This window comes from Paenibacillus xinjiangensis, from assembly GCF_059686975.1.
In genome coordinates this window covers 53494-68851 of sequence record NZ_JCAALS010000009.1, presented here as the reverse complement: position 1 = coordinate 68851, position 15358 = coordinate 53494, and the positions used below count along the sequence as shown (strand labels likewise).

Annotated in this window: 11 protein-coding genes; all 11 read left to right on the top strand. The window is 50.1% G+C overall.

Annotated features, from left to right (window positions below):
• Positions 1–275: 275 nt before the first annotated feature.
• The 11 genes from AC6ESP_RS11060 (at position 276) to AC6ESP_RS11010 (ending at position 15308) form a co-directional block, all read left to right on the top strand.
• A complete protein-coding gene (locus AC6ESP_RS11060) occupies positions 276–686 on the top strand; it encodes a DUF6855 family protein (RefSeq protein ID WP_497096782.1) in 411 nt (136 codons plus the stop codon).
• 42 nt (positions 687–728) lie between these two features.
• Entirely contained in the window at positions 729–3428 is a 2700-nt protein-coding gene (locus AC6ESP_RS11055; RefSeq protein ID WP_497096781.1) for a DEAD/DEAH box helicase, read from the top strand.
• A gap of 21 nt (positions 3429–3449) precedes the next feature.
• Positions 3450–4415, top strand: coding sequence for an SWIM zinc finger family protein (locus AC6ESP_RS11050; protein ID WP_497096780.1), 966 nt, complete (start codon positions 3450–3452; stop codon positions 4413–4415).
• 191 nt (positions 4416–4606) lie between these two features.
• Positions 4607–4882, top strand: coding sequence for an AbrB/MazE/SpoVT family DNA-binding domain-containing protein (locus AC6ESP_RS11045; protein WP_497096779.1), 276 nt, complete (start codon positions 4607–4609; stop codon positions 4880–4882).
• Positions 4876–5205, top strand: coding sequence for a type II toxin-antitoxin system PemK/MazF family toxin (locus AC6ESP_RS11040; RefSeq protein WP_497096778.1), 330 nt, complete (start codon positions 4876–4878; stop codon positions 5203–5205). Before AC6ESP_RS11045 ends, AC6ESP_RS11040 begins: the two co-directional genes overlap by 7 nt.
• Positions 5206–5417: 212 nt before the next feature.
• On the top strand, positions 5418–7172 hold the full coding sequence (locus tag AC6ESP_RS11035; RefSeq protein WP_497096777.1) for a sensor histidine kinase: 1755 nt from the start codon (positions 5418–5420) through the stop codon (positions 7170–7172).
• A 3-nt stretch (positions 7173–7175) separates the two neighbouring features.
• Positions 7176–8762: a response regulator transcription factor gene (locus AC6ESP_RS11030; RefSeq protein ID WP_497096776.1), complete on the top strand. Its 1587-nt coding sequence runs from the start codon at positions 7176–7178 to the stop codon at positions 8760–8762.
• 182 nt (positions 8763–8944) lie between these two features.
• Positions 8945–9877: an ABC transporter permease gene (locus tag AC6ESP_RS11025; RefSeq protein ID WP_497096775.1), complete on the top strand. Its 933-nt coding sequence runs from the start codon at positions 8945–8947 to the stop codon at positions 9875–9877.
• A gap of 13 nt (positions 9878–9890) precedes the next feature.
• Positions 9891–10775: a carbohydrate ABC transporter permease gene (locus AC6ESP_RS11020; RefSeq protein ID WP_497096774.1), complete on the top strand. Its 885-nt coding sequence runs from the start codon at positions 9891–9893 to the stop codon at positions 10773–10775.
• 67 nt (positions 10776–10842) lie between these two features.
• On the top strand, positions 10843–12345 hold the full coding sequence (locus AC6ESP_RS11015; protein ID WP_497096773.1) for an ABC transporter substrate-binding protein: 1503 nt from the start codon (positions 10843–10845) through the stop codon (positions 12343–12345).
• 68 nt (positions 12346–12413) lie between these two features.
• The gene (locus tag AC6ESP_RS11010; RefSeq protein WP_497096772.1) at positions 12414–15308 is read left to right on the top strand and encodes a family 78 glycoside hydrolase catalytic domain; all 2895 of its coding nucleotides are present in this window, start codon (positions 12414–12416) and stop codon (positions 15306–15308) included.
• Positions 15309–15358 lie beyond the last annotated feature (50 nt).

Sequence of the window (15358 nt, the reverse complement as noted above, 5' to 3'; positions counted from 1 at the left end):
GCGTGGATTGAAACTTGTAGCCAAGGCGCCCTAGCTCTTTAACTGGGGTCGCACTCCGTATGGAGTGCGTGGATTGAAACCTTAATTGTGGCCCCGTTTTGAGAAAATGCGGGGCTTCTTTCTATTCCTTCTTTTTCGCATGTATTTTCTCTAGGTCAGCGTAAATACTTTTAACAATACTATTTTTTTTATATAATTTGAATATCTGTCTAGTGTGAGAGAAGTGAGCAAGTGGGACTTATTATTGATAGAATGAGAATATAGGAGTTGAACACATGTTCCCAACAGGAACCAAGGAAAATCCATGGAAGCTGAAAACCCCTCCAATGACTTCTGAATATGAGATGTACAAGGGCGAGAAAGACGGCAAAGAGATTATCGTATGCACCGTCGGGAAGACTGTTCTGCACTATGATTACCGTTGTATTGCTGACTTACATGAGATGCTTAAGCAGCATGGCGATTGGATCGAGCTAGGCAGTGCGGATGAACAGAAGCCAGCCAAGGAAGGGACAGTTGAAGCTTGGGGGCGCTCACCCGAGAACCCTGTTGGTGGCTGGTATGGCTTGAAGAAGGGCCTTCGGGGTCGATTCGGCATGTATATCCCTCCATTGATGGAGGAGCTGGGTCTTGCTGAGGTTGAGCATAATCCAAGAAATAACCGTATGAGAGCCATATATCGGTGAATAAACGAGAAAACTCATTACCATATAGTAGGAGTGGAAGTTATGCAGCAGCAGCATAGCAAAACAGCTGTCGTTACTGGCCGCGGACAGCTTATCGCAGTTCTGCTTCCTGAAGGGCAATATGAGCTTGATTGGCAGGAGGAGCTTGTGCCGTCTGAGTCGGTACACAGTGAGCAATTGATTCAAGAGGAGCTGTACAAGCTATTTCGTAAGGATCCGGACGATTTCCTGCTAGAGCTGGCTTTAAAGCGGCAATACGAGTGGTTGTCGGAGTCGCTCAGATTTTTACAGCGTATTGGGACAGCATTCGTGAAAGGAATGGCGCGCCATCCTGAGCTGGAAGGGCAACGCAATGCGACTGTCGTACCGCTTGAGAAGGAGCATAAACGGGAATGGCTTGCAGATGCTCCCTTTCTGATTGGCGCTCAATTTTTGGATAAAAGCTTTATAGAAGAACTATGGAATGCCTTGCATCGCGCTTTTTCAGCGAGTGTGAGTCGGCATAGCGGCAGCATGGTGCAATGGTTTGCGGATAGCGGTGCTGCTTTTCAACCAGCGGGGCGTGTCTACTTCCATCTGGTTGAGAGTAAGGAAGGGAATGAATTTCCCTTTTCTTTCATATCTACCTATGCAGCAGAGGAACAGGAGGCGGGTAAAACAAGACATTTGCCGCTCAAGCAGGCGCTGATTGAATATGGCGAGAATAGCGGCAAGCTGCTGGAACTGCTTTCAACGGTGCACCGGGCAGCGGAGCAAAGCGAGCTGATTAGCGAGCTGGTGGAGTCCGGTGATATTTTTCACCCAATTGGATTGACCTCTGAAGAGGCGTATGATTTCCTTCGCGAGGCAGCGCTGTATGAGGATGCAGGCGTGTTATGCAGGATTCCAAGATGGTGGCGCAGCAAAACCCATTCGCTTAAGCTCAATGTCAGCGTTGGAGAAAAGCAGCCTTCACGGCTTAACGCAGACGCTTTGCTGAGTTTTCAGGCTGATCTTTGGCTGGGAGATGAAGCGATTTCTGCGGAAGAATTAAGGCAATTGCTTGCCGAACAGGAAGGGCTTGCACTCATTAAGGGCAAATGGGTAGAGGTTAATCACAAGCGCTTGCAGCAGGCGCTGGATGCATACGAACGGGCAGAGAAAACGTCCGGGGGCTCCGGATTAAGCATAGCCGAGGCAATGAAGCTTCATCTGAATGCGGAACCCATTCTGCAAGTGGATTCGGACAAGGTCGAGGTTGAGGTGACGAACGGGCAATGGCTGGAATCGGTCATGAACCGCTTGCGACAGCCGGATACCATTGAGGGACTGGGCTCGGCGGGTGAGGATTTTCAGGCGAGCTTGCGCGCTTATCAGGAGCGGGGCGTAAGCTGGCTGCATATGATGAAGACGCTTGGGCTGGGTGCTTGTCTGGCTGATGATATGGGGCTTGGAAAAACGATACAGATTATCGCGTTGCTAAACTATATTCGAAGTGAACGGCAGGAGCGGGCCTTGCTCGTCGTTCCGGCTTCGCTAATCGGCAACTGGATGAGAGAGATTGGCAAGTTTGCTCCTTCTCTGAATTACTATGTGTGCCACCCTTCGGAAAATAAAGAGATTCAACAAGCCGATGCTCTAGGAGATAGGGTTCAGCTCGTCATTACAACTTACGGCATGCTGGTCAAGTATGAGTGGCTGAGTGCACAAGCATGGGACATGCTCATTCTTGATGAAGCGCAAGCGATCAAAAATCCAGGCACTAAGCAGACAAAGCTGGTCAAACAAATCAAAGCCTCCTTTCGCATAGCGATGACAGGTACGCCGATTGAGAACAGGCTTGGCGACTTATGGTCGCTGTTTGATTTTCTCAACAAGGGGCTGCTTGGAACGGTAAAAGAATTTGGCGCTTTCACGCGTGGACTGCGGGACTCTAGTGATGGTTATAGCAGACTGCGGCAGACGGTGAGCCCGTTTATTCTGCGTCGCCTGAAGACGGATCGCACCATTATTACAGACCTCCCGGACAAAATCGAGATGAAAACGTACGCGACCCTTACGAAAAAGCAGGTTGTGCTGTATAACAAGCTTGTAAAGGAATTACAAGAGAAACTCCTTTCTTCTGATGAAGGGATTCAGCGCAAAGGGCTGGTGCTCGCAGCGTTAATGAAGTTCAAACAAATTTGCAATCACCCTGATCAGTATTTGGGACAGCAGGTATATGCGGAGCCGGATAGCGGCAAGTTTGCGAGACTGCGCGAAATATGCGAGACAATCTATGAGAAGCGGGAGCGCGTCCTTATTTTTACCCAGTTTAAGGAAGTGACGGGAGCGCTGCAGGCTTTTCTGGAGCAGATTTTTCAGCATAAGGGGCTTATCTTGCATGGAGAAACTCCGATTGGGAAGCGACAAGAGCTGGTGGAGGCTTTTCAGGGAAAGGCGTATGTGCCGTTCATGGTGCTGTCTATTAAAGCGGGTGGAGTCGGGCTGAACTTGACGGCGGCCAATCATGTGATCCATTTCGACAGATGGTGGAATCCAGCGGTGGAGAATCAGGCGACGGACCGGGCCTTTCGGATTGGTCAGCAGAAAAATGTGATCGTCCACAAATTCATTACACAAGGAACGATTGAGGAGAAAATCGATCAGATCATCGAGGACAAGGTCCGTCTGTCTCAGGATATTGTGCCGGATATTCAGGAGAGCTGGATAACGGAAATGGACAATGACCAACTCATAAATTTGATGAAGCTGACGGAATAGAGCTGTGGGAGTTGATGAGATATGGCGTTCTATAACGATTACTCTGAATACGTGTCGGTTGCGGAGAAAAAGCGGAGGGCAGCCGCTGCAGCCGCTAAGCTGCAACAAAAAAATGCTAAAGTATGGCCGGTTGTCATTATGGGACGTGCGATCGCGACAACCTGGTGGGGAAAAGCATGGTGTACAAATCTGGAGAGCTATGCAGATTACAGCAATCGAATTGACCGGGGGCGCAGCTATGTGCGGCACGGATCTGTGCTCGATCTGCAGATCGCTGCTGGCAAGGTAGAAGCGCTCGTTCAAGGCAGTTCCTCTAAGCCGTATAAGGTGGAGGTTACGGTAGGATCGTTGTCCGATTCTGTATGGCAGCAGATCGTCAAGGAGTGTGCGGGCAAAATAAGCTCGCTGCAGGAGTTAGCTGGAGGCAAGTTCCCGACTGGTCTGTCAGAAGTGTTCACGACTAAAGGCAGAGGCTTGTTCCCGGCTCCCAAAGATATTCGCTTCAGCTGTAGCTGCCCTGATTATGCGGTGATGTGCAAGCATGTAGCGGCAGTGCTGTATGGGATCGGTGCCCGATTCGATCATGATTCATCGTTGTTCTTCCAGCTTCGTAATAGGAAGATGGACGACCTTATATCGGCATCGCTGGCTGCGCAGTCTCAAGAGATGCTCGGCAAAGGCGGTCGCCGCGGCCGCCGCGTCGTGGATGATGGCGATCTCGGCAGCACGTTTGGGATTGAGCTGGATATGGGGATAGATGACGAATCTTCTCCTATAAGAGGAAGGGGAAAGCGTGGGGCAACAGGGGTTAATGTAGATGGAGCAAGGGCTGCATCTGGTGCGAGTGCTGCAAAAGCTAAATCGGATATTGAGGTTGCGAAGCCGCGTCGGGGCAGACCACCGAAGAATAAGTTGGTTGCTGAGCCGGCAACGGAGCCGGAGAAGGAATTAAACGCTGCTCCTAATAGAAGTCGCAGACGGTTATAAGCGGGATGCCAGTCATTTGGCTGCTTACTGCTCTGTGCAAAAAATATGATACAGTAACAGGCCGCTGCTTCTTTGGAAGAGCGGTTTTTTTGTTCTGGGATGACTAAGAGTCGTATTTAGGATTTTCATGCATCGTAAGGGGATATCATGGTATACATAGAATATACGTGCGCTGCGGGGGATGTGATATTATGGAAGTGAAAAAGGTGGATAGGGTGATTGCTGTGAAAACAGTTAAAGTGCAAAAATGGGGGAATAGCTTAGGAATTCGACTTCCAGCACCGTTCGTACAGCAACTGAATATAACAGAAGGTACGGAATTAGACATCATCTTATTGGAGAACGAAATGACACTTAGACCTGTACGTACTAAGCCTACGCTAGAAGAATTGCTTGCAGGTGTTACGGAACAAAATAAACATAAAGAGATTGACTTCGGCCGACCAGAGGGGAGCGAGTCTTGGTAAATATTCCAGAACGAGGGGATTTGGTGTATCTCACTTTCAGCCCACAATCCGAGCATGAACAATCTGAGCGCAGGCCGGGTATTGTATTATCGACGGCATTATTCAACCAAGTAACAGGATTTGCAGCGGTATGCCCTATCACGAACCAAGTGAAAGGCTACCCTTACGAGGTTATGCTGCCAGTTGGTCTACGAATCACAGGTGTAATCCTTGCCGACCAAGTAAGAAGTATTGACTGGGCGTCACGAGATACGGATATAGTGGGACAAGCCCCAGATGCTGTAACACAAGAAGTTCTTGATAAAGTACATACCTATTTGTAGAAAATGAAGTACATTATAGGCTTACCGGTCCGGTCTTGTAACAAGGCGGGGCTTTTTCTATTTCTTCTTCCCTCAACCCCCAAACATCGGGAAAAAATAAACCGAAGTCGGTTTATAGGTGGAGCGATAACGACACATGCTAGTATAATCTTTATAACTACAATTTTATCTATCGTTCTAACTATGAATTCACTCGAATCGAGGAGATCCCAATGTCGCTACGCTCGATGAAGCTGTATTTCAATTCGCTTCGGTTCAAGCTTTTCTTTGGTATATTGCTAATTATCGTGCCGCTCATTACGGTGGTCGTTATATATAATGTGTACTCGGTTGAGGTCGTCCGCAATCAAGTGGCGCAGTCGAATAAGAACCTGCTTACGCTATATATGGCGCAGATTGATCGGAATCTGGAGGAGGTCGATAACTATTTGTTCGAGATGTCTGAGGGGGATATGGATCTGCTCAAGCTGGATCGCCCTGCGTCAGAGGATCAGAACGAATACACGCTGGCGAAGCTCAGATTATACAATAACATTGTTGAGAATATTGGTTACTACAACAGTTTTATCGATACGCTGTTTATCTATTCGGCGCCGAATGACGAGCTGTTCCTAACAGAGGATTTCGGGTTAGACACTGACCAGCGGAATGCGGTGAGGAGCGAGCTTCGACAGATGCTGAAGGTCTCCGACCAATATAATAATTCGAATTGGTATGTATGGCAGGGGGAGAACGAGAACTCGCTCTTCCACCTCGTTCGATCAGGCGATGTGTACATCGGAGCATGGGTGGACAGCGACAAGCTGCTTGTACCGATGAATCTGATCGATCTGGGCGGTACTGGAGCGGTTGTGCTGGCAACGGACAAGCTCGAGCCGCTTGGCAACGAGGATGTAATCACTGAGAACAACATTAACCTGAGCTTCGCGGAGGATTCCTTCTCGATATCGGGCAGTGCTTCCCGGTACCTCGTGATTGGCGAGCAATCCACACAAGGGCTGTTCAATCTCATTGCGCTCATTCCTGATCAAACGATACTGCAGCGTCTGCCAGACATAGCCCGCATCGCATCGATTATATCTGCACTCGCTATCGCGTTCCTGCTCATGTACCTCTTCTTCATGCGCCGCGTGTTTCTGCAGCCAGTGAAGCGGATCATCATCGCGATGCGTAAGCTGCGCGACGGGCACTGGGAGACGCGGCTGGAGCGCAGGCCGGAGTCGACGGAATTCGAGATGATGAATGACACGTTCAACCATATGATTGAACAGATTCACGATCTGAAGATTAATGTGTACGAGGAGAAGCTGAATCTTCAGCGATCAGAATTGAAGCATTTGCAGCTGCAGATCAATCCGCATTTCTTCCTCAATTCGCTGAACATTATTTTTAACTTGGCTGCGGTCAAGGATTACAAGCTCATTCAGGAAATGGCCAGCTGCCTTGTCGCGTACTTCCGGTTCATGTTCCGCAGCAATTCCTATACGGTGGCACTCGGTGATGAGCTTAAGCATACGGCCAATTACTTGCGTATTCAGCAGCTGCGATTCCCAGACAACTTAACCTACGAGATTGAGGCGGATGCAGCATTCAACCGGATTGATATTCCGCCGCTCATTATTCAGACGCTGGTGGAGAATACGATTAAGCATGCGATGTCGATGGAGGATTCGATTCATATTCATATCAAGGCCGACCGGATGAAGGCGGCAACCGGAGACTTTCTACGTATCCAGGTGAGTGACACTGGTCCAGGGTTCCCAGAGATTCTGCTTCACAAGCTGTCGGCAGGTCATGAGGAAATGAGTGAAGAGGGAGATAACATCGGAATATGGAATACGAGGCGAAGGCTTAGACTCATCTATGAAGAGAAGGCTTCGATCGACTTCTTCAATCAACCAGACAGGGGAGCGGCGGTACGCATTCTGCTGCCGATAGAGGACGACTTTACTTATGAGGAGGAATGACGGATGCATGTATTAATAGTAGATGACGAGGTTCATTCCGTACGTGGCTTGCAGGCAGGCGTTCAATGGGAAAGTCTCGGTATCAGCGATGTCTATACAGCCCATAGCATGAAGCAGGCGCAGGAGGTGTTCGACAGCAGGCAGGTCGATCTGATGGTATGTGATATTGAGATGCCGAACGGGTCGGGGATGGACCTGCTGCAATGGGTGAGGGAGCGGTATCCGGATACCGAGACGATCTTCCTGACCTGCCATTCAGATTTCAATTATGCCAAGCAGGCGATTCAATTAAGCAGCTTCGATTACTTGCTGAAGCCTGTCCAATTCGCGGATTTGGAGCAGGTTATTGGCAAGGCGCTGGACAAGATTAAGAAGGAACGGGAATATTACCGTTATGCGAAGCTGTGGGAATCCCATAAGCCACAATTGAAGGAACGCTTCTGGCAGGATCTGTTCCGTCAGACGCTTCCTTCTATTCCAGAGAAAATAGCCGAGCGGCTGAAGGAAACGGGTCTGCCAATCTCACCGTCAGAGCGGTTCATCCCGATCCTGATTCGAGTACGCCGCTGGCATAAGGTGATGACGGAGCGGGAGGAGCGGATTTTGGAATATGCGCTCCGCAACGCAGCTGAGGAGATGATCGCGAAGCAGGGGGAACATGCGGCTGTATTTCAGATTGAGAACGGCTCGATCATCGTCACAACCTCTGCCTCCGCCGATAACAGCTTGACTATAGCCAACGGAAATTGCAGCAGTTATATCCAGCAATGCATCAGTTATTTCTCCTGTGATCTGTGCTGTTATATCGGGCAGCCGCTGCAGCTGCATGAAATGACGAAGGCTTATCAACAGCTCCAGCAGCTCGACCAGAACAATGTGACGGTGTTCAACAAGGTCATCCCGCTGGAGGAGAGCCGTAAGACGGAATCGTCTATTCCGAAGCCTTCCATCGACCGCTGGGCGGAGCTGATGAAGCAGGGAGATAAGGGAGCACTCTCTACGGAAATCGGCAGTTACTTAGCGCAATTGAAGGGTGCGAAGGAAGGCGTGGATGCAAGACTGCTTCACAGCTTGTATCAGGACATGCTGCAGATGATCTTTTTCGTCTTGCAGACGAAGGGGCTTCAAGCGAATCAGGTGTTCTCGCTCAATATTCTGACAGAGAAGCCTGAGACGGCTCTCCGCTCGCTTGATGCGTTCCATGATTGGATGCACTACATTATCGAAGTCGCGATGAACCAGATGCATTCCTTCCAGGGCAATATGCCGATCGTGGAGAGGGTGAAGCGATTTATTGACGATCACACGGGCGAGCAGAGTCTAACTCGTGACGATATAGCCAATCATGTGTATTTGAACCCCGACTATCTGTCGCGGGTGTTCAAGAAGGAAACAGGCATGTCGATCAATGATTACGTGACGCAGCGGCGGATTGAGCGGGCCAAATATTTGCTGCAATATTCGGATATGTCGATTAGTGACATTGCTGTGACCTTGGGCTACTCCAACCTGTCCTACTTATCTACGCTGTTCAAGAAAGAGACGAATACGAATCCGGGCGATTACAGGAAGCAGTTCCAGAAGAAATAACCACAGTGGAAATAGTAATCCTTCGAGGGTGCAGGATAACGCTTAACGGCGTAATCCCGTACCTTTTTTTGCATCGGACAAGCTAGGTCGGAATAACGAAAAACAAGGTCGGTTTCGTGGTGTTGAGCAAGTGCCCCCATCCCCTACAATGAGGGTACTAACAACGAAATGGGGAATACGTAATGAAGGGAAGCTTAAAGGGCCGGGTGTCGAAGGCATTCAAACGTTATTGGGTTCTATGGCTGATGGCGCTCCCTGCGCTCATTTATTTGGTCATTAACAACTACCTGCCAATGTTCGGGTTAATCATCGCCTTCAAAGATATCAACTATACACAGGGCATTCTGGGAAGCGATTGGATTGGGTTCAAAAACTTCGAATACCTGTTCAAGACGCAGGATGCATTCATCATTACGCGCAATACGCTGCTCTATAACGGTGGCTTCATCATTATTAATACGGTGCTTGCCGTGGCGGTCGCGATTATGCTCAACGCCATCCGCAGCAAGCTGATGTCCCGGTTCTATCAGAGCATCGTCCTGCTGCCATTCCTGATCTCGATGGTTATTGTCGGTTATTTGGTACTGGCAATGCTTAATGTGGAGAGCGGCTTCATGAACCATAACATCCTGCCGATGCTGGGAATCGATCCCATCTCCTGGTACAGTGAGACCAAATATTGGCCTTACATTCTAGTCATCGTGAACATCTGGAAAAATGTCGGCTACTTCTGCATCATTTACTTAGCAGCGATTATCGGCATCGATAATGAATATTACGAGGCTGCTTTCATTGACGGGGCAGGCCGGTGGAGACAGATCTGGACCATCACGGTTCCGCTCATTATGCCGACGATTACGATTATGACACTGCTTGGCATCGGTCGGATTTTCTACTCGGACTTCGGTTTGTTCTATCAAGTGCCGCTTAACTCGGGTGCGCTGCAGCCGGTGACGGACGTGATCGATACGTATGTGTATCGCGGACTTATGACACTCGGAGACATCGGAATGTCCTCCGCGGCAGGCTTGTACCAATCTATAGTGGGCTTCGTGCTTGTCATTATCTCCAACTACATCGTATCTCGCAAAGACAAAGACCAAGCTTTATTCTAGAAGGGAGCAAGCTATGAAATCACATCCGATACAACAAGTCGTTCTTCATATCGTATTCGCCTTAATGACCATCGCCTGCTTGTTCCCGTTCATCCTGCTGCTCAGCGCCTCCATCTCGGATGAGAAGAGCATTATCAAGAATGGCTACTCACTCCTACCGAGCGAATTCAGCATGGCGGCATACTCGTATTTGTGGAAGCAAGGGGACATGATCCTCCATGCTTATGGCATTACGGTTATTATTACTGTTATCGGTACACTGCTCGGGCTGTTCATCTCCGCGATGATTGCGTATACGCTGTCCAGAAGAGATGTACCGCTGCGTGGCATCCTGACCTTTCTCGTCTTCTTCACGATGCTATTCAACGGTGGACTCGTGCCGACATACCTGGTGTTCACAGAAGTGTTTCATCTGAAAAATACACTTATGGCGCTCATCATCCCAGGTCTGCTGACGAACGGATTCTTCATCCTGCTGATCCGTACCTTCTTCAGCTCATCCATCCCGATTCCCATTCTCGAGTCGGCGTGGCTTGACGGAGCGGGGGAGTTCAAGATTTTCACCCGTATCGTGCTGCCGCTATCCCTGCCGATTCTGGCTACCATTGGCCTAATGCTGATGATCGGTTACTGGAATGACTGGTTCAATGGTATGGTCTATGTAACAGATAGCGACCTATTCAGTATTCAGAACCTGCTTAATCGGATGCTGTCGGACATGCAGTTCATGCAGTCAACCAACATCGGAAGCAATCAGAGCCAAGCAACATCATCGGCTCCGCTGTCTACCGTTCGAATGGCAATGGCCGTCATCGGCGTCATCCCAATCATTTGTGCGTATCCATTCTTCCAGAAATATTTTGTCAAAGGACTCACGATCGGAGCTGTCAAAGGGTAGGCCTTCTCCGGGCCTGCTGCCCGGTTGGCATAGAGCACGCTTATTATAAACACTAGGGGGAACTACAATGAGTAAGAAGCGGAAAATAGCATCTGTCGGATTAGCAGCTTTACTGTCTGCAACGATGCTGCTTACAGCATGCGGCAACACGGGGAACGAGTCATCTGCTGCAGAGAACAACGAAACAGATAGTGCTAAGCCATATGAGATTACAATGGCGGTTATGCAGACCGGCAATTCAGCTGACCTCCCAGCCGTTCAAGAGGAGATCAACAAAATTACGAGAGAAAAAATTAATGCAACCGTCAACATCGTGCCGATCAGCTTCGGTGCTTGGTCGCAGCAGACGAACCTGATGCTGGCAGGCAGTGAGAAGCTTGATTTGCTCGTCAGCTCTTCCTTCTTCAACTTCAGCGGTCAAGTAGCCAAAGGACAGCTCCTTCCGCTAGATGAATTGATTGGGGAGTATGGTCAAGGGATTACCGAGGCGGTAGGCGAAGAGTATATGAACGCTACCAAAGTTAACGGTAAAATTTACGGCGTTACAGCATTGGCCGACGAAGCAGGCGACTACGGTATCATTATGCGTAAGGATCTAGTGGATAAATACAACATTGATACGACACAAATTAAGACATGGGCAGATTTGGAGCCTATCTTCCAGACGATTAAAGACAATGAGCCAGGTATCAGTCCCCTTGTTCAGCAGACCCAGACGACTACATTAGCTTATATTATGACTGCGGCTATTTATGATTCGCTCGGCGATCTATTCGGAGTTACGAAGATGGACGACAGCTCGGCTAAGGTTGTGAACATGTTCGAAACCACAGAGTATAAAGAGGCTGTTGCTCTAGCTAGAAAATGGTACGAAGCGGGCTACGTGATGAAGGATGTAGCGACTACACAGGAAACGGGTGTCAATCTGATGAAAGCCGGAACGGCGTTCAGTTACTTGACTGTTATGAAGCCAGGACTTGAGAGTCAGGAGTCAGCGGCATCAGGCAAAGAGGTGGTAGGCGTTCGTCTGACTCCTCCAGTTACGATGTCTGCATCAGCGAACGGCTTCATGCTGTCGATTACGAAAAATAGTGAAAATCCAGAGCGTACGATGCAGCTGATGAACCTGCTGTACACGGATAAAGACATTATTAATCTGCTTGATAATGGTATCGAAGGCAAGCATTATACCGTCAACAGCGACGGTACGATTAAGGGTGTTGCCGATTCGAGCTACCTGTTCAACGAATGGCAAGTGGGCAATAACTTCCTATCCGCTGTATGGGAAGGCAATGACCCGAACTATTGGGAAGAGATGCAGGCCTTTAATCAATCCTCGGTTATCTCACCCGCATTCGGCTTCACGTATGATGCGGATAAAGTGAAGACAGAGGTAGCGGCGGTCAACAACGTATCCAACCAATACCGCGTTGGTCTGGAATCTGGAACGCTGGACCCGGATAAGAATATAGAGGACTTCAACAAGAAGCTGAAGGCTGCTGGATTAGATAAGATTATTGCAGAGAAACAAGCACAGCTTGATGCTTGGAAGGCAGAGCAAGGTAAGTAAGCTTATTAGGCATAAGGCTGCCGGGTTACCGGCAGCTTTGTTGTCCATCATGGGGAGGAGAATGACGAATGACACCATTAGCCATTACAGATTTGACAGTAGAATATCGCAGCAGCCTGCTGGGAACAGCTATTGCTCGCCCGCGAATCAGCTGGAAGCTGGCGTCAGACCGCCGAGGCATAGAGCAGAAGGCTTATACGATACAGGTGGCAAGTGAGGACAGCTTCTCAGAACTACTATGGGACTCTGGGGATATTGCGTCGAGCAGCTCACTTCATATCGAGTATGGCGGACCTGAGCTGTCCTCGCGCACACGCTATTACGTCCGGGTCAAGGTGCAGGGTACGGAAGGGAATGAATCAGCATGGAGTGCCGCTGCTTGGTTCGAGACCGCTTTCTTGAAGGGGGCAGAGGAATGGCAGGCCGCATGGATTACACCTGATGCAAGCCATATCGATCCGAAGGCTGAGCCAGCTTTCCTGCTCCGCAAGCCGTTCTCGCTTCGCGGAGCAGCTGTTGCGTCAGCTCGAGTCTATGCTTCCGCTGCGGGTGTCTATGATCTGTATGTGAATGGAGGCAAGGTCGGCGACGCCCTGCTTGCTCCCGGCTGGACGAGCTATAACAAGCGTCTCCAATATCAGACCTATGATGTGACGAAGCAGCTGCGCGAGGGTGCCAACAGTATAGGTGTTGCCATTGCGAATGGCTGGTACAAAGGGCGTCTTGGCTGGGAGAACCAGTCGAACCACTATGGAGATCGTCGTGCCGCACTTGTTCAGCTGCATATCCTCTATACAGATGGAACGGAGGAGGTGATCGTCTCTGATCATTCTTGGAAATCGTCGACGGGTGCGGTTCTGCTGTCTGAAATCTATGACGGTGAAACGTATGACGCACGTCTAGAGCAAGCGTGGAGTGAGCCAAGCTTCAACGATGACGAATGGGGCGGCGTGGAGCAGCTTGAGCTGCCGTTATCGGTACTAGTAGCACAAGAGAATGTGCCAACCCGGGTGACAGAGACAATTCATCCGATTGCTGTCATCGTAACCCCTGAGGGCGACACGGTGCTGGATATGGGTCAGAACATGGTAGGGCGTCTGCGCATAACGGTTGAAGCAGCGGCAGGAACGGTCATGACGCTGCAGCATGCTGAGGTGCTGGACAAGGACGGCAATTTCTATCCGGGCAATATTCGTACAGCCAAGCAGCTCGTTACTTATATAGCCAAGGGGGAGGGCACAGAAACGTATGCGCCACATTTTACCTTCCAAGGCTTCCGCTATGTGCGAGTGACAGGCTTCCCAGGGCAAGAGGATGGATTGTCGATGGATGCCTTCGTCGGCGAGGTCATTCATTCTGATATGCAGCGGACCGGAACCTTCGAATGCTCTGATCCGCTCGTCAATCAGCTGCAGAGCAATATTACGTGGGGACAACGAGGCAACTTCCTCGATGTACCGACGGATTGTCCGCAGCGTGATGAGCGTCTGGGCTGGACGGGAGATGCCCAAGTATTCGTAGGCACCGCATTGTTCAATTACAATGGCGGTCAGTTCTTCACCAAATGGCTGCGAGACTTGGAAGCTGATCAGCTGCCGGAGGGCGGCGTGCCCTTCGTCGTTCCGAATATCCTGAAGGGCTACTCTTCTGCTGCTTGGGGTGACGCGGCAACGGTTATTCCTTGGGCTGTCTATACAAGCTTCGGAGATACACGCATGCTTGCTGAGCAATACAGCAGCATGAAGGCATGGGTGGATTACATTCGTTCACAGGGCGAACAGGAAGAGGTGTGGAATACAGGCTTCCACTTCGGCGACTGGCTGGCTCTGGATGCCAAGGAGAACAGCTATATAGGGGCAACCCCTCCGTTCATGGTAACGGCTGCTTATTTTGCTTTGTCGACCCGAATTGTACGAGATGCGGCAGCAGTTCTTGGTCTTCAGGAGGATGCCGCCTATTATGGCGAGCTGGCGGAACGGATTGTTGCCGAGTACCGCAAAGAGTTCATTACACCGAACGGGCGGGTATCCGCACCGACGCAAACCGCACATGTGCTCGCGCTCGTATTCGATCTTGCTGAGGAGAAGGATCGGAAGCGAATCGCCTCCGAGCTGAACGAGCTGATCGTCAGCAGTGACTATCATCTAACGACTGGGTTCGTCGGTACGCCGTATCTATGCTTCGCTCTGTCTCAGAACGGCTATCATGAGACAGCTGTGAAGCTGCTGCTGCAGCAGACTTATCCATCGTGGCTCTATTCGGTTACGAAAGGTGCAACGACCATATGGGAGCATTGGGACGGCATTAAGCAGGACGGCTCGTTCTGGAGTGACGATATGAACTCGTTCAACCACTACGCATATGGTGCCGTAGGGGAATGGATGTACAAGGCAGTGGCTGGTCTGGCGCCAGATAGCAGTGAGCCCGGTTATAAGAAAGTTCGGATCGAGCCGCAATGGAATGGCGGCGGCTTGACGCATGCCGAGGCATCCTATGATTCCATGTACGGCTTATACAAATCCGGATGGACGCTCACCGCTGATCAAGCTGAGGTGCGAATTGCAGTTCCAGCGAATGGCTCAGCTTCGGTGCTGCTGCCGGGGGCGCAGATCGACGGCGTTCGAGAAGGAGAAGCTGCGCTAACGGAAGCGGAAGGTGTCCGGGTGTTGGAGCAGACGGAGGAAGGCGTTCGGTTCGAGCTTGGCGCAGGCCGCTATACGTTCCGTTATGCTAGGCCGCTCTTCTCCTACAGGAGCTATTCGTATACAACACTTATGCGCGAACTAATCGAATGGGACTCCGCCAGAACGATTCTTGAGCGTCATGTACCGGGTATATCAGGCAATCTGGGCTTCCTCGGCGGCGCTCCTCTAATGGCGGCTGCGAATCATCCGATGGGCGGCATTATCCCTAAGGATAAAATAGATATCATCTTAGAGGAGCTATCCGCATTGCGCGAATAGCAGCTATATAAGAAATGATAAGAGAGGCGGTGCTGCGAACTATTCCAGCA